This window comes from Mesorhizobium sp. P2_D5 (assembly GCF_056404355.1).
Map to the genome: position 1 here is coordinate 748,341 of NZ_JBFUEE010000002.1, position 24,448 is coordinate 772,788.

Sequence of the window (24,448 nt, forward strand, 5' to 3'; positions counted from 1 at the left end):
CGAAATGGCGCCTTTCCCGCTAGTTAATTCTGGAACCGGACCGTCTGCTTTCGGCCCAACGAGGACAGTCAGACGGTTCTACAATTGACCATCGACTGGGGTTCCTGGAAGCTTTTCGAACTTTCTGGGTCGCGCCGCAGCCCGAATTGCGGGTGCTTATGGACAAATTGGGACACTAGATTCGGTTTAAGGATAATCTGGAGGCATCGGATGTAGACGGCCGCTTTGCGCCTCATATCGGCCGCATGCGCCGGTCCACCTTCGCCTGAAACCAGCCATTGTCTAAAATGCCTGGAAGCCGAAATTTCGCTATCTTACCCTCGTTCTAGGGATAACCGTCCGTCACTCCGGTCCGGCGCGATCGAACATGCCAAAGATCGAAACAAGCAGGATGGCCGTGGGCCGAGCCCGATCTCCGCCATCGTAGCGGTACGAATTGCCGCTTAGGGCAGCGACTTGGTTTCAAGGAAGGTATCCTGTCCCCGCAACCAATTTTATCATAAATCAATAACCGCCCCGGTCTAACCGGGGCGGTTTTTGTGTTTCGGGGTTCTGAAATGTGGCTTGCAACCCAAAGCGTAGCCGGCGAGGGCCGCGGCCGGCACGCCGCAGATCCGGGCGAAAAAGGCACGCTACTGTGAGGGTGTGCGCACGCGCGCATCCTGCCGCTTGTCGCCCCAAAACAGACGCGGCCCCGATGACTGGTCGACTCTCCCGTTGCCGCCGCTTCCGCTGATCGCGGAATCAAAGCCGGCGCTGGAAACTCGCTTGTGCGACACGGTTGATGCCCAGGCTTGCCGCGAAGTTGACCAGCTCGGGAAGTGAGCGCGCGTGCATTTTGCGCATCACCTGCCCGCGGTGTGCTTTGACCGTAATCTCCGTAATGCCAAGCTCGTATGCGACTTGCTTGTTCAACAGACCGCTTACAACGAGCGCCATGACCTCTTGTTCGCGGTGAGTAAGCGAGGCGTGGCGCTGCTGAAGCAGACGCATCTCGGCGGCAAGTGCAAGTTCGGCGCGGCTCCGTGTGAGCGCCTGTTCGATCGCTTCGATCAATACTGTGTCGTTAAGCGGCTTCGGCAGAAATTCGACTGCGCCAGCCTTCATTGCATTCACTGTCGTTGGGATGTCGCCATAACCGGTAACAAAGATGATCGGCATTTCGGTGCGATCGCTGGCAACCAACCTCTGGAGATCGAGACCGTTAAGGTCTGGCAGGTTGACATCCAAGACCAAGCAGTTGGCAACGTCCGGCCGCACGCAATCCATGAATTCCTTGGCTGATGCACAAATCTGCGGCTTCCAGCCGGCAGAGCGGATTAGCAATTCGAGCGACTCGCGGACGGACACGTCATCGTCCACCACGAAGACAACAGGAGCCTCGTCAACCATCGATATCGCCCTTGCCAGGCACGGTCGCCAGAGCCGCTGGGATCATAATTGTCCTCCTTCCCGGCGGCGCTGGCAAGACAAGGCGCTCAGTCGGATGCGAATGCCGAACCGAGGGCCCCTTGCAGTGCTGTGTCGCTGAAAGGCTTGAACAGGCAATCCACAGCGCCCTGCTCAATGAGCCGCGGCCGCATCGTCTCATCCTTGTGTGCTGTGATGAAGATGGTTGGCATCGACTGGCCTCGGCGCTGCAGCTCGGAGTGCAATTCGAGTCCGGTCATCCCGGGCATGGCAAGATCCAAGATCAGACATTTCGTCTCGACGATGCTGCCGGATGACAGAAAGTCTTCGGCGGAGGGGAATGTCTTGGCTCGAAAACCGAATGCGTTCAGCAAGTCCGGTAAGGACTCGCGGACAGATTGGTCGTCATCGACGACAGAAACGAGGGGGCCCGAGCTTGTCATGAGGACCCTGTCGTGGCTGAAGCACGCGTGGCGTCGGTGTCCGGAATACCTGGATTGCTCTTCGCACTGCTGGGAATTGTGAACGAGAAGCTGGCGCCGGGGCCGTCATGGCCTTCCGCCCAGAGCCGCCCGCCGTGGCTTTCGATGATGGACCGGCTGACCGACAAGCCGATCCCCATGCCGTCGCTCTTGGTCGTGTAGAAAGCTTGAAAGACCCTGTCCGGATCCTCGGTCCCCAAGCCGACGCCGACGTCCCGAACCGTCAGCTTCACATGATCGTCGCCGGCAGGCTCGGTCTTGATACTGAGCTGTCGCGGACGATCATCGACGTCTCGCATCGCATCGGACGCGTTGCGGAGCAAGTTCATGATGACCTGTTGAAGCTGAATTCGATCGCCACCCACCAGCGGAAGCCGATCAACAAATTCGGCGTGCAGGACCACGTGGTTTCTCTGCAGGTCGCCCGCAACCAGGGCCAGCACCTCGCGCGCCGCCTCGTTCAGATCGACGGGTTGGTACCTGACGGTCTTCTTGCTGAAGAGCGCGCGCAATTGCGCGATTATATCAGCGGCACGGTTGCCATCACGGATAGTCCGGCGAGCCGTCTCTTTGGCGATCTCGATGTTCGGCGGATCGGCAGACAACATGCGAAGGCAGGTGCCGGCATTGGTGACGATACCGGAAAGCGGCTGATTGACTTCGTGGGCGATCGAGGCGGTCAGCGCGCCAAGACTCATAATCCGAGTGACTTGGGCAAGTTCGGACCGAACTCTTTCAAGTGTCTCTTCGGAAACACGCCGCTGAGTAATGTCGAGAACCGCGCCAATGTATTCCACTTCGTCACGATCCGTGGCGCGGTGCGCGATGAGGTGAAGATGTTTGATCCGTCCGTCCGCAAACATGATCCGGTGCTGGTACTCGAAATCAGTTTCGCCGCGCTGTGCTCGCCCCACCATGTCCACCATCATCGGGACGTCTTCTGGAGGGACGCGGATAGCGATCCGATCGAGAGTAACGGCGGTGCCCGGCTCGAGCTCGAAGATTCTGTAGAGCTGCTCTGACCAAATGATTTCACCGCTCGCGACACGCCAGGAAAAGTTGCCCATGCGCGCGAGATGCTGGCCTTCCGCAAGGAAGGCCTCACTGCGGCGCAGCCTCCCTTCCATCTGCCGACGATCCTCAATGTCCGTATTGAAACCGTACCACTTCGCAACCTCGCCCTTCCGGTCGCGGCGAGGGGAAGCGCGAAACAGGAACCAGCGATATTCGCCGTCATGCCGTCGAATCCTGGCTTCCGCCTCTCCGGCTGTCCCGAGGATTGACAGCGCCCGCCAGGTATCCAGGAGCTTTGGAAGATCGTCCGGGTGAATTGCTTGCGTCCAACCCCAACCCAACGCTTCTTCTAATGGAAGGCCGATATAATCCAGGTAGTGCCTATTGAAGAAGTCAGCTGAGCCATCCGGACGAGCGGACCATACGGCTGCCGGAATCGTATCGATCGTGAGCTGGAGGTTTTCTGCGCTGGAATTGGGCGACTGGAAATCGATGTCACGCGGCTGGGTCTCGTCGGCGGACCGGGAATCCTCGAGGTCCGTGACTATGGCACACCATCGCGAGATCCGTCCTTGCTCATCGCGAATAGGTCTGCAGCGCATCAGGACCGCGCGGTACTGCCCGTCGAACCTTCGCAAGAGGGCTTCGATTTCTCCCCGTTGGCCCGACGCCACTATCGATCGCCAATCGGCGACAACCGCCGACACGTAGTCCGGATGGATCAGGGCCTCCCAGTCCCATCGCCGGGCTTCCTCCGCCGGCTGGCCGACATACTCCAGCCACCTCCGGTTGATGAAGTTGACGTGTCCGTCGGGCAGCGCAGTCCAGACCATTGCAGGCAGTGAATCCAAGAGACGGGCGAGCTCAACCTGCATCGTCATTCTCTGCCCTTACGTCTATTGTGCCTTGGTATCGGGCCAATCCGCTCGGCTCAGACATTCGCGAAGTCATTCGCCAATCTGAAGGGCATCAATCCGAGGGACGCTCTGGCGGGCGCACGACCAGCGACCCTGTACGATGGTATCACAAACACCATGGTATAATAGCGATTGCCGACCGCGAATGACACTTAGGTGTCCATGAGAGCGGACGGTTCGCTCACTCCCCTCTGCCCCGTGGCTCATTCCGCGTTCCCATGTCTTGGGACCGCGAGCACGCAACTCGGGAGAAAAGGAATTGCTATGCGCGGCGTACAACAGAGCGAAGACATCCAGGTGGAAAATATCGATGGCGGTCGCCGGACCTTTTGCGGCACCGCCGTGGCATTTGCCGCCATGCCTTTCGGTATCGTGAGCGCTTCGAGCCGAGCGGCCGCCAAGACCCCAAAACCGGTTCAGCCGAAATTGGCCGCGACCTTTGCGCCCATCAAGCAGGCGCGGACGGAGCTGCTCAACATCGGCTATGCCGAAGCAGGGCCGGCGAACGGTCCCGTTGTGATCCTGCTGCACGGCTGGCCATACGACATCCATAGCTTCGTCGAGGTGGCGCCGATCCTTGCCGGCGAGGGGTATCGCGTCATCGTGCCTTACCTACGCGGATTCGGCGACACCCGCTTTCTGTCCGCGGATACGATGCGCAACGGCGAGCCGGCTGTGCTGGCGCAGGACCTAATAGATCTGCTGGACGCGCTGAAGATCGAACGCGCATTGCTGGGCGCCTTCGACATCGGCGGACGCACGGCCGACATCGTCGCTGCGCTTTCACCCGGACGCGTGCGCGGGTTGGTCGCGGTCAGCGGATATCTGATCAGCAGCCAGGAATCGAACAAGCAGCCGCTGTCACCCGACGCCGAATATCAATGGTGGTATCAATTCTATTTCGCGACCGAGCGCGGCCGGCTCGGATACGAAAAGAACACCCGCGCCTTCAACAAGCTGATCTGGAAGCTCGCCTCGCCGCAGTGGCATTTCGACGATGCGACGTTCGATCGAACCGCGGCGTCCTTCGACAATCCCGATCATGTTGCGATCGTGATTCACAACTATCGCTGGCGGCTTGGCCTGGCGGAAGGCGAAACACGTTACGCCGATGTCGAGCGCAAGCTGGCATCGAATCCGGCGATCACCGTTCCGACGATAACCATGGAAGGCGACGCCAACGGTGCGCCGCATCCGCCGCCCGAAGCCTATCGCGCGAGGTTCACCGGCCGGTACGAGCATCGCACGATCCGGGGCGGGATCGGCCACAACCTACCGCAGGAAGCGCCACGGGATTTCGCGCAGGCGGTGATGGACGTCGCGAGCCGATAGGCCCGGATGATCGCCGCAGTCAGAAAGGACGCGTGGCCAATGCACCGAACTGCCATTTTGCTGAGCGCTGCAATTCTCGTCGTGGCGGCCACTCCGGCCCCGACGGCTACGAGCGAGTTTGCGGATGAAATGAATGCCGCGATGGACAGCATGATGGACGCGATGCAGGCCCGGGCCACCGGCGACGTCGATCGCGACTTCGCCACGATGATGATCCCGCACCACCAGGGCGCGATTGACGTGGCCGTCGCCGAGCTTCGCTACGGCACGAATCCGCAGCTCAGGCGCATCGCCCAGGAGATCATCGTCGATCAGCAGCAGGAGATCGCCGCCATGCGGCTTGCCATCGGTGATCCACTCCCCCCGCTTGAACCTGTTCCCACCCAACCGGAGGCGCATGAGCGACAGAAAGGGCATTGAGGTGTACAAGACATTCGTAGTGCTGATCTCAGCTTCCGTGGCGACGGCAGCACTTGCGCAGCAGCAGCGGCAGGCGCCTTGGGGGCGCGACGTTGCCGCGAGCCATCACGACCGCGTCTACGCCGCCGAGCAATTCTCGAACACCGTCTCCGTCACCGATCCGATCGAGGCCAAGCTGCTCGGGGTCATCCGGCTGGGCGATCCGCAGCCGGGCAATTTCAGTCCGCTCTACAAGGGTCAGGTCCTGGTCCACGGCCTTGGCTTTTCTCCCGACGGACGCACGCTTGCCGTCGTGTCCATCGGCTCCAACTCGGTTACTTTCATCGACACCGCCACCAATGCGGTGAAGCACACGACCTATGTCGGCCGCTCGCCACACGAGGCTTTCTTTACGCCTGATGGCACGGAACTCTGGGTCACGGTCCGCGGCGAGGACTATGTCTCGGTGATCGATCCGCAGACCTACACGGAGAAGGCGCGGCTCAAGACCCCCAACGGTCCAGGGATGACGATCTTCTCGCCCGATGGCCGCTACGGCTATGTCTGCTCGTCCTTCACGCCCGAGCTGGTGGTGTTCGACGTCGCCAGCCACAGCCAGGTTGCCGGCCTGCCGCAGCCCAGCCCCTTTTGTCCCAACATTGCCGCAACGCCTGACGGCCGGCAGGTCTGGTACACGCTGAAGGATATCGGTGCCACCGTGGTGATCGACGCGCATCCACCCTTCTCACAGCTCAAGGTCATGGACACCGGCCCCCTTACCAACCATGTCAACTTCATCGACACGCCGAAGGGTCAGTTCGCCTACGTCAGCGTCGGCGGACTCAACCAGGTGCAGGTATTCCGCACCGATAGTTTCGAGAGAGTCGCGACCATATCCGTTGGCCGTCTTCCGCACGGGGTTTGGCCGTCTGGCGACGGCAAGCGGATCTTCGTCGGGCTCGAGAACGACGATGCCCTAGCTATCATCGATACGGCCACGAACAGGGTAATAGGAACTGTCCCAATCGGCCAGGCGCCGCAGGCGATCGGCTACGTAACCAACGCGGTGTCGGAAGGCGACGGACTCGCGAATCTGCAGCCGGTGGCGGTCGCTGGAGGGGCTACGAAGCTCATTTTGGGCGCGGGAGGAAAGGCGCTCACGACCGTCGCGTTGTTCGACCAGGGCCTCACGCAGATCTTGCAAGCGGGAGTGACAGGGCTTCTGCCGAAGCATCCCTACCAGCTGGTGCTGTCGGCAAACCCCGACGGGAGCGGCACTGTGGAGCCGCTTGCCAAGTTCATGACCAATCCGACGGGTTCGGCCGTGGTCAACACGACCGGGCCGATCCGCCAGATCGTCCAGGGCGATGTGCCGGTTGCCCGCCGTTACCTCGGCATCCGCGAGGGCACACCCAACGCGCCTGGCGCGGTGGTGCAGGTTCAGCAGCCTTGATGAACAGGAGCTTGATATGACAAAGATTTGGTTGATTACCGGGGCGGGGCATGGATTGGGACGCAGCATCGCGGAGGCCGCGCTTCACGCTGGCGATCGCGTTGTCGCGACGGCGCGCGATGTTGCCAAGCTCGACGATCTCGTCGCGCGCTTTGGCGATAAGGCTCGCGCCATGTTGCTCGACGTTACCGACGAGGCGCAGGGCCGAGCAACTGTCCGAGGCGCGGTCGAGTCGTTCGGCAGGCTGGATGTGCTGGTCAACAATGCCGGATATGGCCAGAGCCATCCGTTTGAGGAAATGCCGTCCGAAGATTTCCGGAAGCTCGTCGAGGCTACCTTCTTCGGCACGGTGAATCTCACCCGCGCGGCCTTGCCGGTCATGCGCAGGCAGCGTCGTGGATTGATCATGCAGATATCATCGATTGGCGGGCGTTTTGCCGGACCTGGGCAGGCCGCTTATCATGCGGCGAAGTGGGCTGTCGGCGGCTTCACGGATGCCGTGCGCGCCGAGGCGGCGCCCTTCGGAGTTCACCTCATGACGCTGGAGCCCGGTGCTATGCGCACCGGCTGGGGCAAGCGCGCCTATGATAACCGGCCTGTCATCGGACCAGATTATCAGGTGTCGGTTGGAGCGGCGCAGGACCAACTCGAGTCGCTCTGGGGCAATGAGCCGATCGATCCGCAACGCTTCGCAGCGCTGATAGTACGTCTTTCGCGCAGGGAGCAGCTGCCGTCGCACCTAGTGATCGGTGCGCACGCGGTTCCCATCGTGCAGAATGTGGAGGCCGAGCGGACAAAAGAGCTGGAGCGCTGGCGTCCGGTTAGCGAGAGCGTGGAGTTCGGGTCTCCTGTTTCGATTGCTGAGGTTGAGCCGCTGCACGCGCTGCCCTGACGCTAAGCGCTCGCGTCAACCACCAATGCTTGGACTTACAATATTTATGCTTAGCAGGGGTGTTTACCTTCGTGTTCAGCGACGGCTCACCAGACGGGATTTGGCTTCGTGGACATGAGCCTGGCTTACATCTCGGGATTGGCGGCCATGGCCGGCTCCGCGGTAGGGGCCCTCGCGTCCTCCGCAACAACATGGCTTACGCAGCGCCATCAAAGCGATGCGCAGCGGCGTAGTGTCGATGCGTCGCGTCGTGCGAGGCTCTTTGGCGAGTTTATCAACCAGGCATCGGAAACCTATGCGGATGCGATCGCTTGCGAGCGTCTGCAGAACCCTGCCAAGCTGGTTCCGATATACGCCGCCATCAGCAAGCTTCGTATGATTGCGACGGCAGGCACGATCGAAGCTGCCGAAATTGTGCTGCAAGAGATTTTGGAGGCCTACGATCAGCCGCCCCTTGTGCCGCGGGGCCATGATCGGAACGGTCGTAGTAGCGATATTTTGCGCTTTTTTGCGGAATGCTGCCGAGCAGAATTGAGGAACCTTCACTGACGGGAGCGCCCTACTTCCGATTCGTGACCGCATGCGAACTGCGTCATAGGCGCTACTTAACGCGCCTTTAAAACTAAGTGCTTGTTTTTATTATTGGCCGTTACCGGTCGCTCGAAATTCAGCAGTGGTTCTGGGCGAGTAGAGGCGCGGCTTCGCCCCGAGGCGGGGATTTTCGAGCCCGCCTTATCTCATTTTGCCGGCAAGGCGATCGGCACAGCCGCGCCGCGCGGCACGACCAGTACGCCGAGCGGACGGGCGCGGCCGCGAATGTCGATCTCGCGCGCCTCCGCGCCGGGGAGCTCCATGCCCGAAAGCCGTACCGCCGCTTCGGAGACGACGACTTCCGCCTCGAATTCCTTCGCCGCGGCCTCCAGCCGGCTGCCGATGTTGATGGTGTCGCCGATCGCGGTCACGTTCATGACCGCGCCGTAGCCCATCGAGCCGACGATCGCCTGGCCGACATGGATGCCGATCGCGACCTTGATGGTGGCGCGCAGTTCATCGGCAAGGTCGTCGCTGAGTGCGCGAACCCCCTCGACAATGGCGCTGGCGGCGGAAAGCGCATTGCGGCAAGCCTCGCCGGGCGTAGTCTCCAGCCCGAACAGCGCCATGGCGCCGTCGCCGACGAACTTGTCGAGGCGGCCGCCTGAACTCTCGACCGCGCGGCCGATCACGCTGAAATAGCGGTTGAGCAGGAAGACCACGTCGAACGGCAGGCGCTGGTCGGCCATCGCGGTGAAGCCGCGCATGTCGCAGAACATCACCGCTACGACCTTCTCGTGGCCGGGATCGCTGGCGGTTGCGGCGAGCGGGCCCTCTGCCGTGACCGGCGGTGACAGCAGCGGCGTGACACGAAGATCGCCGCGCGGCCTGAGCTGGCAGGCGAGCCGCACGTCGCCCTCGGCCGCGATGCGGCGCAGGGTCGCCGCTTCGATCGGACCGGGCTCCGGCTGCTCGGCAAGGCCGTCAAGCACGCGGATGCGGCAGGTCGAGCAGCGGCCGCGCCCGCCGCACACGGCATAATGCGCGATGCCGCCCAGCCGGCTGGCGTCGAGCACGCTGTAGCCGCGGGGAATGCGAACCTTGGGCCCGCCGGCATAGCGCACCTCGATCAGGTTGCGCCGCTCGATGCGGTCGCGAACGATGCGCGCCACGAGCACCAGGACAATCAGTCCCGCAAAGCCGGCATAGATGCCGCTGTCGATGCGTTCCTTGGTCGCAAGTGCCCGATCGAAAAGGGCTGGCTCGATAAACCGCGACCGCGGCGGTCCCATTCCAGAGACCTCCTTTCCGGCGCTGGCGAAGCCGAGCAGCGCCAGGACCGGAACCAGCACCGCCAGGACCAGCAGGGCCGGGGCGGTGCGCGGATACCATTGACGATAGCGCAGCCAGAAGTAGAGGCCAAGGCAGCCATGCGCCCAGATGACGACCACCGCGATCGCCTGCCGCACCCCGTTCTGCGGGGTCAGGATCCACAGCGAGCGCACCACAAACTCGTAAGTGTCGTTGGCTTCATAGAGGGCGTGCATGGCACGCGTGCCGACCACGTGCTCGGCAATCAGCAACGGGATGGCGAGGCCGAGCAGTATCTGCGCCCACTCCCGCACCGGCATGGTCAACGTGCGGCGCTGGTAGAGCGCCAGCAGCGAAAGGATGGGATGTGTGGCGACCGCGCCGTAGAGGAGCAGCGTGCCGGCCGGGTTGCGCCAGATCAGCAGAAACACTGCGCGCCCCTTCTCCGCCGCTTCAAGCGAGATCAGGAGCAACGCATGGTTCAGGAGATGCAGCGTCACGAATGCCATCAGCACAAGGCCCGACGCCAGCCGTGCATTGCGCAGCCACGCGTCCGGCAGCCATCCGGACGGCGCTGCCGAGACCTGCGATTGGCTCATTTCCAGTCCCTTGAACGATTCGCTGACCAAGACACGCCGGCAATAGCGCCTTCCGGTCAAGATTTGCCGGCGGTGACAATCAGTCAATCAGGCCTTGCCGCCTGCCATTCCACGATGTGGTGGCAGTTCGATACGGTCAAATCGCTTGGGGTTCCTGGAAGCTTTTCGAACTTTCTGGGTCGCTCCACAGCCCGAATTGCGGGTGCTCATGGATAAAGTAGGATACTAGATTCGGCTTTTGCATGGCTTTGAAGGGATCGACCCCTTGGCACGTTGCGCGCGATAGCGCGACTTACCATGTTTTGAATGGCCGCTTTGCGCCACAATATAGTCGTTCAGCCAATAGTCGCCGCGGCTCCGAAGCAGATGATGTGGATGGCTCCCGCTCCCGGCATCTGAGTGCCAAAGTGTGGATGCTGTCAAAGCGACCACGAGCCAAGGGAGCCACCCGTCATGGATATTATCACGATCGGCCTGGATTTGGCCAAAAGCGTTTTTCAGGTTCACTGTATTGATGCGGTGGGCGATGTTGTCGTCCGCAAGCCGCTGCGCCGCCGGCAGGTACTGCCCTTCTTCGCGAAGCTGTCGCCCTGTCTGATCGGCATGGAGGCATGCGGGACATCGCATTACTGGGCGCGCGAGCTGATCCGGCTTGGCCATGAGGTGCGGCTAATGCCGCCGGCTTACGTCAAGCCTTATGTAAAGCGCGGCAAGACCGATGCGGGCGACGCGGAAGCGATCTGCGAGGCGGTGACGCGACCAACGATGCGTTTGTGCCGGTAAAGTCGGCCGAGCAGCAGGCGGCTCTGGCGCTGCACCGGACGCGCGATCTTCTGGTCAAGCAGCGCACGCAGCTGGTGAACATGGTGCGCGGGCTGCTCGCCGAATTTGGGATCGAGATGGCGCGCGGGCTGCACCACGCGCTTGCGCTTGCCGCGCGGCTAGCAGCCGGCGAGGTGCCCGAAGTACCGTCCCTGGCGCAGCGCATCGTCGTTGGCCTGACGCGCCAGATCGGAGACCTGCAAGACCGGCTGACAGCAATCGAGAAGGAGCTCCTCGCCTGGCATCGCTCAAACGAGTTGTCGCAACGGCTTGCGACGATCCCCGGTATCGGGGTCATCTCGGCCACTGCGCTGGCTGCCTCGGTGATTGAACCAGAGCGCTTCCGCTCGGGCCGACAATTCGCCGCTTCGCTGGGCCTGACGCCGCTTGCCAACTGCAGCGGAGGCAAGGAACGATTGGGCAAGATCTCGCGCATGGGCGATCGCTATCTGCGCCGGCTGCTGGTGGTCGGCATGACCTCGCTCGTTCGGCGGGCAAGGACAAGGCCTGACTCGGTCGATCCGCGCATGGTCGCGATGCTCAAGCGCCGGCCCGCCCGAGTCGTGACGGTGACTGCCGCCAACCGGACGGCGCGCGTGGCCTGGGCGATCATGACGCGCGGAGGAACCTACCGGGCGCCGATCAGTGCCGCAGCCTGATCTGGTTCGGTGGCAATCAAACAAGACGCGAAGGAAAAAGAAGTTCACCAGTTGCAAGGGCGATGAGATGTGATGGCGAACCGGTCATACCGGGAGCTGGGATAACCCGTGCGAATGTCGTGGGCGTCATTGCCCGCAAAGCAGAGTGGGACCTGACTCGCGGATACCATCAAGGCCAGCGGTCAACATGAACGACTGCATCAACAGGCCGGACAGAAGACCGCACCTGACCCAATCGTCAGAAACGTCAAATCACCCCTTGCATCGCGGGAGCCATCCACAGAAGACATCACGAGCTACCCACGCTGTACGTCGTATTTGCGCCGCATATCGGTCAGCAGAGGCTGAAACTATTTCCGCTTCGCCCCGTGATAGGACGTTGTACTATGAATAGATGTTAGCGGCAGCAACCTCCGTCTGGGTCGAGGGGCTTACTTCAACCATTGGTCACGAGAAACCAATTCGGCAATAGTCGGATCGGCAATGGTTTGTACAAGGACGGCAAGTTGCGGGTCGTCGATCAGCTTCGACGCGTCCGATAGCGACAGCCACGCCCGTTCTCGCCGGGACGATTCTTTCCAGCCTGGAAGTGCGTCGGTGACTGACAGCAGGTAGACCTTGACGGTTACTTTGACGAAGTGATTGGCAAGGCGCTTCCAATAGGAGTACGACCCAAGGGGTTTCTTCAGCGCGGTGCCAAGGACACCTGCCTCTTCTCGCGCCTCCGTTGTCGCAGCCTCCCGGCCGCTCTTACCCTTCATCGGCCAACCTTTCGGAACGATGAAGCGTTTCGTCGTGCGAGACGTGATTAGCAACACCTCGACCTTCCCCCCTGCATCCAACCGAAAAGGGATTGCCGCGACCTGGCGGATGGGTTTGCCTTTCTTGGCCTTGCTAATGATCTGCTTTTCCTTAGACATCCTATTCACTGAGTTCATTCTCTGGCGCCGGACGCCACTGGTAGCCAGGAACAGCGACGTAATGCTGGTCTGAGGTGCGGGTTGCTACCGTCATAACCGTTATTGCGGTCTTTCTCGTAGCCGGCGTCGCCGTAGGCGCCGAAAGCTGATGCTCTACGACGCGCGCTGCTGGCGTTCAGAGCAGCTTGGCGGATAGCTAGTTCCAATCCATTCACAATGCCAGCCCAACCGCAACGTAACACAGCGCCGAAATAGCGGCCGTGGCCGGCAAGGTGAAGACCCAGGCAACGACGATGTTGCCGGCAATGCCCCAGCGCACTGCGGAAACGCGGCGGGCAGCGCCGACGCCGATAATGGCGCCGGTGATCGTGTGCGTGGTCGACACGGGAACACCGAGCCATGTGGCGGCGAAAAGCGTGATCGCACCGCCGGTTTCGGCGCAAAAACCCTGCATCGGGTTCAGTCGGGTGATCTTGGAGCCCATGGTGTGGACGATGCGCCAGCCGCCGAACAATGTGCCGAGCGCCAGCGCCGACTGGCAGGTGAGGACCACCCAGAGCGGCACGTAGAAGGTTCCGCCGAGCATGCCCTGTGAGTAGAGCAGCACGGCGATGATGCCCATGGTCTTTTGCGCATCATTTCCGCCGTGACCGAGCGAGTAGAGCGAGGCGGAGAAGAACTGCAGGACGCGGAAGGTGCTGTCGACGGCGAAAGGAGTCTGCCGCACAAACAGCCAGGAAACCACAAGGACCAGAAGAAGGGCGAGGACAAAACCGGCTGCTGGCGACAGAACGATCGCGGCGACGGTCTTGCCAAGCCCCGTCCAGACGATGGCGCCGACGCCTGCCTTGGCAATGCCGGCGCCGACCAGTCCGCCGATCAGCGCATGCGAGCTGCTGGAAGGAATGCCGACTATCCAGGTGACGATGTTCCAGACGATAGCGCCGACGAGGGCCGAGAAGATCACCGCCGGCGTGACGATGCTGACATCGATGATGCCTTTTCCCACCGTTTCGGCGACGTGGAGGCCGAAAAACATAAAGGCGATGAAGTTGAAGAAAGCTGCCCAGAACACCGCATAATGCGGCCGCAGCACGCGCGTCGAGACGATGGTGGCGATGGAGTTGGCGGCGTCATGCAGGCCGTTGAGAAAATCGAAGAACAACGCGACGGCGACAAGGCCGACCAACACGGGAAAGGCGATTGTGGCTTCCACTACACGTTCTCGATGACGATGCCGCTGATCTCATTGGCGACGTCTTCGAAGCGGTCGACCACCTTCTCCAGCTGGCCGTAGATCTCGCTGCCGATCAGATAGGCCATCGCGTCCCCGCGGCCGTGTTTCCTGAACAGATCCTTCAGACCCTGCTCGTGCAGTTCGTCCGCCCGGCCTTCGGCGCGCATGACCTCTTCGGCAATAGCGTTGAGGCGCGGGGTGTGGGCGCCTACCTTGCTGAGCAGCGGGATCGCTTCCGCAACCAGCTTGGCGGCGTCGACAATGACGCCGCCCATCTCCTGCATCAGCGGGTCGAATTCCTTTTTCTCGAACAGCTTCACCGTCTTGACGGTCTTGTGCATCATATCGATGGCGTCATCCATCGACTGGATGAGATCCTTGATGTCGCCGCGATCGAAGGGAGTGATGAAGGAGCGTCGCACCGCGAGCAGAACTTCGGCGGTTATATGATCGGCTTCGTCCTCGAGATCGACGATCTTCCGGCACCAGCGATCGATGTCGTTGCCCTGAAGAAGCTGCTCCAACGCTTCGGCGCCGCTGACCACGGTGCGGGAATGCCGTTCGAACAGGTCGAAGAAGCTATCTTCGCGCGGCAGCAGCTTTCGGAACCAGCCCAACATCGCTTTCTCTCCGCGGCCCATGGATCGGGGTATTGAACCCTTCGGGATAGATGAGCGACCTGCAAACGCCCCCGAAACGCTATTGCGCCAGACATATCGAGATTTGCTAATGGCGCAAATTGGTTTCTCGAGCGACTAGAGCAAATAGCTTTTGGTCGAAGCAGCAGAAATCTGCCGTCGGTGGCGGAACGCGGCATAACCATGGAGCAGACAAACCGTCCGCCGCCACCAGCTTTACCTTAGGCTTTCGTCCTTCTTGAACTCGAATAGCTCGATGACGTTGCCCGATGGATCTTCGAGCAAGATGGCGCGCCCGGCACCGCCGTCGCTGATTTCGCCGCGGAATCTTGCATCAGCCCGGCGTAACCGCTCAATGAGGACATCGACCTCGTTCGTAACGATCATAAATCGATTCCACCCGCCCGGCTTCGGATCGCCGCCCGCCTGACCACCGCTCCCCGCACCCGGCGCGCTGAGATACAGCGTCAGGTCGTCGCGCAGCAGGGCAGCGAACTTGCCCGGATTGTGCATGTCGAGCTTGAAATCGAGATTGTCTCGATAGAACGCGACCGCCTCGTCAACGTCCGCAACGATGTACCGAACGGATGCCATTCAACCTCCTCCTCTGTCTTGTAGATACAACTGTCAACTCGCTCAAAGGTTTCCCTGTCGGTGGAGCTGAGTGCAGAGGCAGACTGTCTGGACGCCAGCCGAAGTAGTCGGATGAGGGTTTTGGACGTACCTGGGTGGCCCTCGTGTGCGCTGACATGGATCGTTGTGAACTGTGGAGGCTCGGCGTAGCCGGTCTACCGGACAAGTGGCTGTTAACCGGCACCTGAGTGAGGCCGGTGACAATGTCATCGGCGATTTGGGCAGGTTCTGTCGCGTATTGGCGCGATCCGGATAGCACAGGTGTTCGCATCGACAATCCGACCTAGACGGGAGCATCGCTGCTGTCGCTTCTACTGGCTGCCGTTTTACCGAGCGAGGGAGCAGAAGCTGATTTTGCTCACGATGAAAATGGAAGTTTCCTGCACAGAGCTGGCCGATAGCAGTCCGTCCGCGTTCGGCCCACTGCGGTCATTTGATGCCTGTCCCGAAGGGGCCGCTCATGGCGCAAGGCGGTTGTTTACTGGGTACGTTCCGAAGGTCTGCACCTGACGCTACTTGCTCGTTTTGCAGATAAGGCCGAACAGCAGCTTTCCAACCGATCTCCGCCACAGGCGGCAGCGGATGGCGGTCGGCACCAACCAGGTTCATCGGCAGGTGGGGATGGGGAGTGGCTTGTGGGGCCCACCAGCAGGCCGAATAGCTGAGGCGCATGACACCGTTATGCAGGATCGGTTGCACTGAGACAGCGGCTCTGCTACTGCCAACCCACATCCAGAGAGGGCTTCGGCCCCGCCAACCAGCCTTGACCGGCAACGGTGGTGACAATGATGTGGCCCAGAACGGGCAGCAGTAGGTCGCCAACCCTCTAGATGCGTTGTGCCATTCTTGGAGGGTTTCTTCATGATCTGTCTAACGCCCAAATGCTGCAAGCCAGTTATATCGCTGGGCCTTTGCATCGAGCATTTCCAACATCCCGGCCGCATGCGGCGGATGAGCGCGAAACGCAATGCCATCATCGAGGCACTGGCGGAAAGATACGTCGCCGCCGACGATCCTCTGCCGGGCGAGTGGCCTGGCCTCCACTACGCCATGGGGCGCGCCTTCAGGAAGGGCGGCATCCGGGCCTATGTGCGATGCTGGGTCCTGGCTCACGGAACCCTGCCGGAGGGACTTCACGACGTCCTCTGGAACCGTGGTGAGAACGGTATGAACATCGACTTCACTCGTCTGCGAGACGATCCGACTTACCCGATGGGGCGGCGGTGACATCCCGACCATGCCACGCCGCAGATCCCGAGATGCGGACACCACTGGAACCGCATGGTAGTCGAGGGGCCGGTTTGATTTTGGGAGGACGGGATGGCTCTTCAGCTGTGGGTCAACGATAGCGGCCACTATTTCGTGGACACCGCGCTTGGCGGGATCCAAGTAGGACAGACTTGGTGCATAGAGGATGGCGACTGGGCGGTTGAGGTTAATGATGAGCCCGCGGCGGCTACGGGTAGCAGGAACAGATCGCCTTTCTCAATTCTTTGGCCGGCAAGTACAAATGGCTTGTTTGCATGCTCTTCCACCTGATCTCGAAGCTCTATGAACGCACCTCGATCATCATCACCACCAATCTTGCCTTCGGGGAATGGCCGAGCGTCTTCGCTGGCGATGCCAAGATGACCACCGCGCTGCTCGACCGCCTCACTCACCACTGCGAGATCGTCGAGACCGGAAACGAGTCCTGGCGCTTCAAAAGCCGATCTCAAAGCTAAAGCCGAAAAGCTAATCAGCCGCGCGCGATCAGGCTGTGCAACCCCGACCAGCTCCGCCTGATCGGGCGCTTACCGGCGTGCCTCTCACAACCGAAAGCCGGGGTCCCTTTTGCGCAAAAATACGAAGTCCCGATTCCGCGGTCATTGACAGCCAACGGCAGCGGCACCAAATGCGCTGGGCCGGCCGCCGGGATTTTTGATCGGAACGCAGAAAACGAACTCGAGCCGGTGCAAGTCGGGAGATTTGTGATGCACTGCCACATCCCTGAGCACGAGGACGTGATCGAGGTTTTGCCTACCGTGGAGGATGCCAAGTGAAGTCCCGATGCGGTCGGTTGCAACGGTCGCTGTCGTTCATTTTTTTAGCGGATTTAATCTTGCTCGCGGCTCCGGCCGGCGCCGCCGACGCGTCCGGCCAAGCAGGTAGCTCAATCTGGCAGTGGGATCACCTCACTGGGGACTGGAATGGCGACCGGACGGCGCTTGAGGACAAAGGCATTAAGTTCACCCTCGATTACGTGAGCGAGGTCATGGATGTGGCGAGTGGCGGCATCCGCCAGGGCGCGACTTACGAAGGACGCTTCGACGTCAACTTAGACCTCGATTTTGAGAAGATGGGTCGGTGGCAGGGTGGATCTGCCCATGTGACGGTGTATCAAATACACGATCTCAATGATCGCAATGTCGCTGCTGAGGTTGCCAGCCTCGGCGATCCGAGTAACATCGATGCGGTTCCGACCACACGGCTCTTCACCGCCTGGGTCCAGCAAACGTTTGCAGACGACAGCTTTGTCAGGTTGGGGCAGGTTTCGGCGGACGAGGATTTCGCAACGAGCAATTCAGCCGGGAAATTGCTAAACGGTGCGTTTGGATGGCCTGTGCTGAATGCCTCGGATTTGCCGAGCGGCGGACCGGCCTATCCGCTTGCGACGCTCGGTGTGGTTTCAGCCGTTTACCTCAAGCCGAAACTTGTCGTGCGCAGTGGGCTTTTCAGCGGCGACCCGGCCGGACGAGATTGCCAAAACGATCCGCAGGTTTGCAACCTACACGGCACCACCTTCAGTTCGGCCGGTGGCGCCCTGCTGATGGCCGAACTGGCGTACGAACTCAATCCGGACGGTGCTGCGGACGGGCCATCGGTTTCTTACAAGCTCGGCGGCTGGTATCACACCAGCGCGTTTGCCGATGAGCTATATGGCCTGAGCGGTTCGGGCAGTGTGGTGCCGCTCGCGTCGCCTCAAGCGGTGGGTTCGGTCATGCATTCGGGGAACTGGGGTGTCTACGCGCTGGTCGACCAGACGCTGTTTGAGGGAAGCGGCACCAAAGTCGGTGGCTTCTTGCGCGGGCAGTTGGCGCCTTCTGACAGGAATCTGGTCGCGTGGGGTGTCGACGTAGGCCTGGCCTTTACGGGCCTATCGCCAACGCGCAAAGACGATACGTTGACCGTTGGTGTTAGTCATTCAGCTATCAGCCATGCGGCATCGAATCTTGATAGAGACACCGCAACCGAAACAGGCACAGCGTATCCGATACGTTCCGGCGAGACCATATTCGAGGTGAATTACAACTTCGTCGCGGCACCATGGTGGAATATTCAGCCGGATTTCCAGTACATTGTCCATCCCGGCGGAGGAGCTGCGGATGATGCGACCGGCCAGGCAATCCCCAACGCCCTCGTTGTTGGAGTCAGAAGCACCATCGACTTTTGAACTGCTCTCGCCGGAGTGACTCGCACGCGTTCGTTACATCAGATTTAAGCGGGCAATAAGCTTGGATGGCCGCTATGAGGTGCCAACGGAACGGCTGCTCTTAACATTATCTTCCCAAAAGCTGCCGGTCCGCCTCCGGCCCAAACGCGACGTCCGAGTAAGTGGCGTGGCGATGTCCGTAGTTGGCGCAACGTGCCCGTTCTGGTTGTCAGCCGAACGGCAACTTCCCGTCCATCAGTCTCGGCGATTGGCAGCAGCCGGCTGATTGAGTTTGACCCGAGAGCGCCAGCGCGATGCCAGTCGGCACCCCGGGCTTTGACGGCAGCGGGTAGCGGGAGGAGTCACCCGCCGAACACTTCTTGCGTTCCCCGCTATAACGTCGGTCATTGAACCGACGTTTGCTGAAGGTGAAGCTACCTCACCTACATTGCAGGCGCTGATCGTTGCCCATGAGACCGCCTATGTCGCGCTCCACAGGATCGTTCGTCGAGCGAACAGCAGCTGGCACGACCGCAAGAGGCAGACCGAATTGAAGAAGAAGCATTTGTTGGCCATCTGCTCCTATCGCACATCTCGCTCTGCGACGCTCACGCCGTTCGTGATTCTGTCACTCGGGTGCAGCACCACACGATCACCTGCATCAAGGCCTGACAGAACCTCCGCCATCCTATTGTTTCGCTGACCGACCGTGATGATAGTCGCGCGTGCGCGGCCATCACTGACCGCGAATACCGCCCAGTCGTCCCCTTGTCGGAACAGGGCGCCCACCGGCACGGTCAGGACGTCATCGGCCTTCCAGATCGTGACATGCACGATCACCCGATAATCGTGTCCCAGTGCCGACCATTTTGCGGGAGGGTCGGTGAAGTCGATGGTCGTGCGGACGCGTTGTTCCTCGATGCCGAGTGCGGAAATCTTGGTAAAGCCCGCCGGATCGACGCGTTCGACGCGGCCCTGGACCGGTAATCCACCCCAGTTGTCGATCCAGACCGGCGCGCCTGGCTTGATCAGGACAGCGTCGGTCGACAGGAGGTCCGCGACGATTTCGAGATCGAGCGGGTCACCGATTTCGATCAGCGGTGCACCGGCCTGAACCACTCCTTCGCTCTCCTGGATGATGTTCAGGACGCTGCCTGTCACGGGAGCGCGCAACTGTACGCAGCAGGCGGGATCTGGATCCGGGGTGCCCCCCCACTGTTCACCTAGCCGCGCTGCAACGCTGTCGCGCTCGTTTCGGCGAACCTCCAGCTGAGCCTTCGCACTGGCCAAGGCCGCTTCATTGGTTTCGAGGTCGAACTTGGCTCCGTCGAGGGCTTTGAGAGAGATCGCCTCGGTGCGCGCAAGCGCTTCGGCCCGTGCCAACTCCGTTCGCGAAAATGCAAGCGCGGCCTCGATACGGCGCATTTCGGCTGCCGCAAGGCTTACCGCCGCATCGGCCGCAGCCAGCGCCGACCGCAGCTCCTCATGGGTGCGCGCATCGTGAAAGCTCGGCAGCGTCGGTTGCATCACCGCCATGACAGTTTCGTCCTTTGTGACTCGGTCCCCAATGTGGAGAGGCGGAGAAATGCGCAGGACCTTGCCAGCGATGGGGGCGGACACTGTATAGACGTGACGCACGCGCGTTTTCGCCTCGTCGTCGATCGTGACTTCCATAGGCCCTTTCGTCAGTGTTGCCAGATCCACAGCAATCGGCCGCGGCCATGCGAACCAGACGGCGCCGGCGCCCAACGCCACCAAGGCCGCAATGCCCAACGTTCGCCTCATCCAAATCGTGCGCATGGTTCAATCCCGTGTCTTGAGAACGGCGACCAGGTCCAGTTCGTTAAGCCTTCTACGAACGACTAGTGCCGACAGCACTGCCGCTGCAATTACGATCGCACTGGCAAGGACGTAGGTGGATTGCTCGACGATCAGACGCACCCGCATCAATTCGCCGGCCAGGTTCTTCTGCATGATCCAGGCCAGTCCATAGCCAATGACCCATCCAGGCGGCTGTGCGATCAACGTGAGCAGGGCGATTTCGAGGAGGAGGATGCGCAACACTTCACCCCGAGTGAAACCGAGGACGCGCAAGCTGGCGAGCTCCCGCGCGCGTTCGGAAAGCGAGATGCGGGCGCTGTTGTAGACCACACCAAATGCGATGACAGCAGCCAACGCTGTGTAGATGCTCGCCATTGTCGTGATCAGCAAGGCGACCAGCTTGCGGAAATTCGCCAGCGAGACGCGCTGCAAAGCCAGACCGCTGACGATAGGCATGCCCTTGATGGCGGCATAGAACGGCTCCCGGCTGTTCTGGTCGAGGCTGACGTTGATGCTGTTCAGTGACGGCGCTTCGCGCATCAGGCGCGCGAGCGTCTCCGAATCCATCATCCCCCGGATGCCGAAGTAATCTTCGACCAGCGCCGCCACAGGAACGACAACAATCCGCCGCGTTCCTTCAAGCAGGTCGACCTCGACGGAATCGCCGACACTCACTCCGAGGATCCTGGCAAGCATGCTCGAAATCGCCAGGCCCGCTTCCGGGAGCACTACCGGCCGCAGGTGGACGTCGATGATGCGGTTGAGATCCGCGTCGCGCGGCCTGCCGCTGATCATGATCCGGCGCTCGACGTTTCCGTTCCTTATACGGACAGGAACCTCGCGGTATGGCTCGGCGGCGAGAACGCCCGGAAGCCGAGCGATCTGCAGGATGACGTCCCGCGGACGTTTTTCCGCGAAACTCACCGTAGCGTCCTGACGGTCGGCCTGGAAATACGTCACGTCGATCAGGTGCTCCACCGCGTCGCCGGTGAAAAGTGAAACGATGAGGATGGCTGTCGCCAGTGCAATTCCAAGCGTCGTGAACAACGACCTGACCGGATGGCGAGTGACATTGCGCAACATCATCGTGGTCGGCTGCGTGATGAACCTGTCGAGTGCGAAGCTCGCAGGCAGTAGCCGCCGATAGCGCGGAGGCGCGGGCGGCTGCATCGCGACGGCAGGCGCCAATCGCACAACATCCTGAAGTGCGCGGACCGCCCCGATGATTGCGGCGACCAGAGTGAGCGTAGCAGCGATGACGTAGAGGTCCGGGCTTTTGGTGAATACGAGGAACGGAAAGTGGAAAAAGTCGCCGAACAGATTGGTGATACGCATCCCCAGCCAAGTGCCAACCGCGCTCCCGATCACAATGCCGATCATCGCGATGACGACGACGAATTTGAGGTAGTGCGTAACGATGACGGTGTTGCTGTAGCCGAGCGCCTTCATGAGCCCAATCTGTTCGCGCTCCAGACCAACCAGCCGGCTGAGCGTGAGATTGACCAGAAACGCCGACACCAGAAGGAAAATCGGCGGCAGCGTCCGGCTCATATTGTTGAGCATGTCAAGTTCGTGGTTCAGCCAGGCATGTGAAGTCTGATCCTTCCGCCCATAGGCCGCTCGCCCACCGTAGCGCTCGAGCATCGCGTCGAGGCGCATCATGACCTCGCTCTCGGACGCGCCACGCAGCAGCTTCAACGAAACGGATGAAAACGCATCATCGAGGTCATAGGCGCTGGCGAGCGCTCTTTCCGACATCCAGATGAGGCCGAAGCGGCGGTCGTCCGGCATGATGTCGCCAGGCCCGACTGCGTATATGAACTCCGGGGACAGCGCGATCCCGACAATCGTTAGTTCGCGCTTTCGCCCGTTCAATAGCGCCGAGAAGCGGGCTCCGGGCTGAAATCCATGGGACTGGGCAAACCCTTCATTGACGATGACCTCGTCGGCTCGTCCAGGCTCCGGCATACGACCGGAACGCATGTAGAGACGGTTGAGGGAGGCCTCCTCGATCTCGGGCAGGGATATAACTTCACCTGTCGCCGGTTCCAGATAACCCGGTATGTCGAGCAGAACGAGCTTGGCAATTCGCGTGTCGACCGAAGCAACGCCGGGAATCTCTGCAATTCGGTCTACAAGCGTTTTTGGCGCACGGCTCACCGAGGCAAAGACGTCGGCAAACCGGTAGCGTTCGTAGTATGCAGTGCGCGTCTCGTCGAGGGAACGGTAGGATCCGACGGCGAGGATGAGCGTCGCCACGCCTCCGGCTATGACCAGGGCGATGGCAAGCGCCTGCGCCCAGAGCCGCCCAAAGTCGCGAAGGAGCTTGACATCCAGAGCACGCATCCTGATCACCAGACAAGTTCAGCGGCGGTCCGGCGAACCTCATTCTTGCGAATTCTGGAGATTTGCCCGTCGGCGAAAAACAGGACGCGGTCGGCGACATCCTGGATGCTGGCATTATGTGTGATGATCAGTGTCGTGGTGCCAAGCTGGGCATTGATGCCAAGCAATGCCTCGATTACGCGGATGCCTGTCTTGGAATCGAGGGCGCCGGTCGGCTCGTCGCAGAGCAACACTTCCGGCCGCTTGGCGATCGCGCGGGCAATGGCCACACGCTGCTGCTCGCCACCGGAGAGTTGAGCCGGAAAATGATGCATTCTGGGTTCAAGCCCGACCAGTTCAAGAGCCTCCTCCGGGCGCATCGGATGATCTGAAATCTCCGTAACCAGGGCGACATTCTCGTAGGCTGTCAGACTGGGGATCAGGTTATAAAACTGGAAAACGAACCCGACGTGCTGCCGTCGATAGGCAGTCAGCCCCCGATCGTCGAGGTTGGTCAGTTCCTGATCCCTGAAGAACAACTGGCCGCTCGTGGCATGGTCAAGCCCGCCCATGATGTTGAGCAGGGTCGACTTCCCGCTGCCCGATGGTCCAAGCAGAACGACCATCTCTCCCGCCGAGATCTCAAGATCCAGATTACGCAACGCAAGCACTTGCGTCTCACCTGACGTGTAGGTTTTGGTCAGCGCTCTTGCGGTGAAGACGGTTTCTGCCATGGCCGCCGGAATTTGGATGTTCGAGTCATCGCGTCGGTTTCGACAGTCATCCGTCCAGGTGAGTGCGACATTGATGCAAGTCAAAACGGGAATTCGAAAGCCGTCGGCGATGCCGGACAAGTAGCGGGATGACCATCCAATCCGCTCGGATCTGCTGTTCGAAGCCGGTATTGATTTGCCTCAAAAGAGGTTGCGAGCGGCTGCGCTACAACATTGCCGATTGATGCTCGAGCGTCCGCCAGGGCTGACCTATGGGATGAAGGCAATGAAAGCAAAAAATGTAATGACTGCAAATGTCGTTACGATATCCCCCGACCACGGCGTAAGACACGCCGCGAAGATCATGCTCGATCATCGCATCAGCGGTATCCCGGTTGTCGGCGACGATGGCCGGCTTGTTGGAATTGTGAGCGAAGGCGATTTCCTGCGGCGGTCAGAGCTAGGTGCGTCGTCGCCGGCCGAGGCGCGCGGCTATGTGAAGGGCCATAGCTGGAAAGTGGCGGATCTGATGACCTCGGATGTCATTGTGGCTGATGGGGACACCCCGATAGCTCAAATTGCTGCGCTGATGCAGGAACACGGCATCAAGCGCATTCCGATCATGGCGGGACAGCGTCTGGTCGGTGTCGTCAGCCGTGCTGATCTTTTGCGCGTCTTCGTTGCGGCAAAGTTCGACGACGCCACGGCGGCAGGTGACGACGCGATCCGACGCAGCATCCTCACCCGGCTGCGAGACGACGTAGGCGTCAAAGGAGACACGTTAACCCTCACGGTCAGCGATGGCCTGGTGCATTTTTCGGGCACCGTCGGATCGCAGACTGAGCGGGATGCCCTCCGCGTGGTTGCCGAGGGCGTCAGAGGCGTCAAAGGGGTGTTCGACCACCTGAACGTGGCACTTCGCTGAAAA

General features: G+C 60.9%; 19 protein-coding genes, 2 pseudogenes and 1 riboswitch. Of the genes and pseudogenes, 10 read left to right on the forward strand and 11 right to left on the reverse strand.

The genetic code is table 11. The features are described 5' to 3' along the window. Window positions 1-744 precede the first annotated feature (744 nt). From AC1DYW_RS10295 to AC1DYW_RS10305, 3 genes are all read right to left on the reverse strand, one after another. The gene (locus AC1DYW_RS10295) at window positions 745-1,392 is read right to left on the reverse strand and encodes a response regulator transcription factor (protein ID WP_477226054.1); all 648 of its coding nucleotides are present in this window, start codon (window positions 1,390-1,392) and stop codon (window positions 745-747) included. A gap of 86 nt (window positions 1,393-1,478) precedes the next feature. Beyond that, window positions 1,479-1,853 carry a response regulator gene (locus tag AC1DYW_RS10300; RefSeq protein ID WP_477226055.1) on the reverse strand — a complete coding sequence of 125 codons (375 nt, stop codon included), beginning with the start codon at window positions 1,851-1,853 and terminating at the stop codon, window positions 1,479-1,481. Next, entirely contained in the window at window positions 1,850-3,787 is a 1,938-nt protein-coding gene (locus AC1DYW_RS10305) for a PAS domain-containing sensor histidine kinase (RefSeq protein WP_477226056.1), read from the reverse strand. Before AC1DYW_RS10305 ends, AC1DYW_RS10300 begins: the two co-directional genes overlap by 4 nt. A 300-nt stretch (window positions 3,788-4,087) precedes the next feature. Between AC1DYW_RS10305 and AC1DYW_RS10310 the strand changes: the two genes are divergently transcribed. From AC1DYW_RS10310 to AC1DYW_RS10330, 5 genes are all read left to right on the forward strand, one after another. Next, complete coding sequence (locus AC1DYW_RS10310) at window positions 4,088-5,155, forward strand: alpha/beta fold hydrolase (protein ID WP_477226425.1); 1,068 nt, start codon at window positions 4,088-4,090, stop codon at window positions 5,153-5,155. A 39-nt stretch (window positions 5,156-5,194) separates the two neighbouring features. Next, the gene (locus AC1DYW_RS10315) at window positions 5,195-5,575 is read left to right on the forward strand and encodes a DUF305 domain-containing protein (protein WP_477226426.1); all 381 of its coding nucleotides are present in this window, start codon (window positions 5,195-5,197) and stop codon (window positions 5,573-5,575) included. Next, on the forward strand, window positions 5,553-7,007 hold the full coding sequence (locus tag AC1DYW_RS10320) for a YncE family protein (RefSeq protein WP_477226057.1): 1,455 nt from the start codon (window positions 5,553-5,555) through the stop codon (window positions 7,005-7,007). Before AC1DYW_RS10315 ends, AC1DYW_RS10320 begins: the two co-directional genes overlap by 23 nt. Before the next feature lie 16 nt (window positions 7,008-7,023). Then, complete coding sequence (locus tag AC1DYW_RS10325) at window positions 7,024-7,899, forward strand: SDR family NAD(P)-dependent oxidoreductase (RefSeq protein ID WP_477226058.1); 876 nt, start codon at window positions 7,024-7,026, stop codon at window positions 7,897-7,899. Between the two features lie 114 nt (window positions 7,900-8,013). Beyond that, window positions 8,014-8,448: a hypothetical protein gene (locus tag AC1DYW_RS10330; protein ID WP_202362245.1), complete on the forward strand. Its 435-nt coding sequence runs from the start codon at window positions 8,014-8,016 to the stop codon at window positions 8,446-8,448. Window positions 8,449-8,636: 188 nt separating this feature from the next. On the opposite strand, the gene AC1DYW_RS10335 is transcribed toward AC1DYW_RS10330, so the two are convergent. Then, window positions 8,637-10,340 carry an adenylate/guanylate cyclase domain-containing protein gene (locus AC1DYW_RS10335; protein ID WP_477226059.1) on the reverse strand — a complete coding sequence of 568 codons (1,704 nt, stop codon included), beginning with the start codon at window positions 10,338-10,340 and terminating at the stop codon, window positions 8,637-8,639. Window positions 10,341-10,793: 453 nt separating this feature from the next. Between AC1DYW_RS10335 and AC1DYW_RS10340 the strand changes: the two are divergent. After that, window positions 10,794-11,821: pseudogene (locus tag AC1DYW_RS10340) on the forward strand (IS110 family RNA-guided transposase). A gap of 431 nt (window positions 11,822-12,252) precedes the next feature. Here AC1DYW_RS10340 and AC1DYW_RS10345 read toward each other — a convergent pair. The 4 genes from AC1DYW_RS10345 to AC1DYW_RS10360 form a co-directional block, all read right to left on the reverse strand. After that, a complete protein-coding gene (locus AC1DYW_RS10345; protein ID WP_477226060.1) occupies window positions 12,253-12,741 on the reverse strand; it encodes an NUDIX hydrolase in 489 nt (162 codons plus the stop codon). Between the two features lie 211 nt (window positions 12,742-12,952). Next, on the reverse strand, window positions 12,953-13,957 hold the full coding sequence (locus tag AC1DYW_RS10350) for an inorganic phosphate transporter (RefSeq protein WP_477226061.1): 1,005 nt from the start codon (window positions 13,955-13,957) through the stop codon (window positions 12,953-12,955). Continuing rightward, window positions 13,957-14,598 carry a DUF47 domain-containing protein gene (locus AC1DYW_RS10355; protein ID WP_477226062.1) on the reverse strand — a complete coding sequence of 214 codons (642 nt, stop codon included), beginning with the start codon at window positions 14,596-14,598 and terminating at the stop codon, window positions 13,957-13,959. The genes AC1DYW_RS10350 and AC1DYW_RS10355 overlap by 1 nt, the downstream gene beginning before the upstream one ends. A gap of 234 nt (window positions 14,599-14,832) precedes the next feature. Beyond that, window positions 14,833-15,210, reverse strand: a complete 378-nt coding sequence (locus AC1DYW_RS10360; protein ID WP_477226063.1) for a VOC family protein — start codon at window positions 15,208-15,210, stop codon at window positions 14,833-14,835. Window positions 15,211-15,972: 762 nt separating this feature from the next. Beyond that, window positions 15,973-16,071, forward strand: a riboswitch (SAM-I-IV-variant riboswitch). A 129-nt stretch (window positions 16,072-16,200) separates the two neighbouring features. On the opposite strand from AC1DYW_RS10360, the gene AC1DYW_RS10365 reads away from it, so the two are divergent. The 3 genes and pseudogenes from AC1DYW_RS10365 to AC1DYW_RS10375 all read left to right on the forward strand — a co-directional run bounded on the left by AC1DYW_RS10365 (window position 16,201) and on the right by AC1DYW_RS10375 (window position 18,682). Next, complete coding sequence (locus AC1DYW_RS10365) at window positions 16,201-16,476, forward strand: hypothetical protein (protein ID WP_477226064.1); 276 nt, start codon at window positions 16,201-16,203, stop codon at window positions 16,474-16,476. A gap of 296 nt (window positions 16,477-16,772) precedes the next feature. Continuing rightward, window positions 16,773-16,973, forward strand: a pseudogene (locus AC1DYW_RS10370) (ATP-binding protein); the annotation flags it as partial. Between the two features lie 377 nt (window positions 16,974-17,350). Beyond that, complete coding sequence (locus tag AC1DYW_RS10375) at window positions 17,351-18,682, forward strand: carbohydrate porin (protein ID WP_477226065.1); 1,332 nt, start codon at window positions 17,351-17,353, stop codon at window positions 18,680-18,682. Window positions 18,683-19,243: 561 nt separating this feature from the next. On the opposite strand, the gene AC1DYW_RS10380 is transcribed toward AC1DYW_RS10375, so the two are convergent. From AC1DYW_RS10380 to AC1DYW_RS10390, 3 genes are read right to left on the reverse strand one after another with little or no spacing between them, the layout of a single operon-like run. After that, complete coding sequence (locus tag AC1DYW_RS10380; protein ID WP_477226066.1) at window positions 19,244-20,461, reverse strand: efflux RND transporter periplasmic adaptor subunit; 1,218 nt, start codon at window positions 20,459-20,461, stop codon at window positions 19,244-19,246. 3 nt (window positions 20,462-20,464) lie between these two features. Beyond that, on the reverse strand, window positions 20,465-22,828 hold the full coding sequence (locus AC1DYW_RS10385; RefSeq protein WP_477226427.1) for an ABC transporter permease: 2,364 nt from the start codon (window positions 22,826-22,828) through the stop codon (window positions 20,465-20,467). 5 nt (window positions 22,829-22,833) lie between these two features. Beyond that, window positions 22,834-23,541, reverse strand: a complete 708-nt coding sequence (locus AC1DYW_RS10390) for an ABC transporter ATP-binding protein (protein ID WP_477226428.1) — start codon at window positions 23,539-23,541, stop codon at window positions 22,834-22,836. 265 nt (window positions 23,542-23,806) lie between these two features. On the opposite strand from AC1DYW_RS10390, the gene AC1DYW_RS10395 reads away from it, so the two are divergent. Then, window positions 23,807-24,445 (forward strand): CBS domain-containing protein, encoded by a 639-nt coding sequence (locus tag AC1DYW_RS10395; protein ID WP_477226067.1) that lies wholly within the window; start codon window positions 23,807-23,809, stop codon window positions 24,443-24,445. Window positions 24,446-24,448: the final 3 nt, after the last annotated feature.

Coding starts and splice junctions, on each gene's coding strand:
- AC1DYW_RS10295 (WP_477226054.1), bottom strand. CDS start 1,392: ATGGTTGACGAGGCTCCTGTTGTCTTCGTGGTGGACGATGACGTGTCC.
- AC1DYW_RS10300 (WP_477226055.1), bottom strand. CDS start 1,853: ATGACAAGCTCGGGCCCCCTCGTTTCTGTCGTCGATGACGACCAATCT.
- AC1DYW_RS10305 (WP_477226056.1), bottom strand. CDS start 3,787: ATGACGATGCAGGTTGAGCTCGCCCGTCTCTTGGATTCACTGCCTGCA.
- AC1DYW_RS10310 (WP_477226425.1), top strand. CDS start 4,088: ATGCGCGGCGTACAACAGAGCGAAGACATCCAGGTGGAAAATATCGAT.
- AC1DYW_RS10315 (WP_477226426.1), top strand. CDS start 5,195: ATGCACCGAACTGCCATTTTGCTGAGCGCTGCAATTCTCGTCGTGGCG.
- AC1DYW_RS10320 (WP_477226057.1), top strand. CDS start 5,553: ATGAGCGACAGAAAGGGCATTGAGGTGTACAAGACATTCGTAGTGCTG.
- AC1DYW_RS10325 (WP_477226058.1), top strand. CDS start 7,024: ATGACAAAGATTTGGTTGATTACCGGGGCGGGGCATGGATTGGGACGC.
- AC1DYW_RS10330 (WP_202362245.1), top strand. CDS start 8,014: ATGAGCCTGGCTTACATCTCGGGATTGGCGGCCATGGCCGGCTCCGCG.
- AC1DYW_RS10335 (WP_477226059.1), bottom strand. CDS start 10,340: ATGAGCCAATCGCAGGTCTCGGCAGCGCCGTCCGGATGGCTGCCGGAC.
- AC1DYW_RS10345 (WP_477226060.1), bottom strand. CDS start 12,741: ATGTCTAAGGAAAAGCAGATCATTAGCAAGGCCAAGAAAGGCAAACCC.
- AC1DYW_RS10355 (WP_477226062.1), bottom strand. CDS start 14,598: ATGTTGGGCTGGTTCCGAAAGCTGCTGCCGCGCGAAGATAGCTTCTTC.
- AC1DYW_RS10360 (WP_477226063.1), bottom strand. CDS start 15,210: ATGGCATCCGTTCGGTACATCGTTGCGGACGTTGACGAGGCGGTCGCG.
- AC1DYW_RS10365 (WP_477226064.1), top strand. CDS start 16,201: ATGAGCGCGAAACGCAATGCCATCATCGAGGCACTGGCGGAAAGATAC.
- AC1DYW_RS10380 (WP_477226066.1), bottom strand. CDS start 20,461: ATGCGCACGATTTGGATGAGGCGAACGTTGGGCATTGCGGCCTTGGTG.
- AC1DYW_RS10385 (WP_477226427.1), bottom strand. CDS start 22,828: ATGCGTGCTCTGGATGTCAAGCTCCTTCGCGACTTTGGGCGGCTCTGG.
- AC1DYW_RS10390 (WP_477226428.1), bottom strand. CDS start 23,541: ATGGCAGAAACCGTCTTCACCGCAAGAGCGCTGACCAAAACCTACACG.
- AC1DYW_RS10395 (WP_477226067.1), top strand. CDS start 23,807: ATGAAAGCAAAAAATGTAATGACTGCAAATGTCGTTACGATATCCCCC.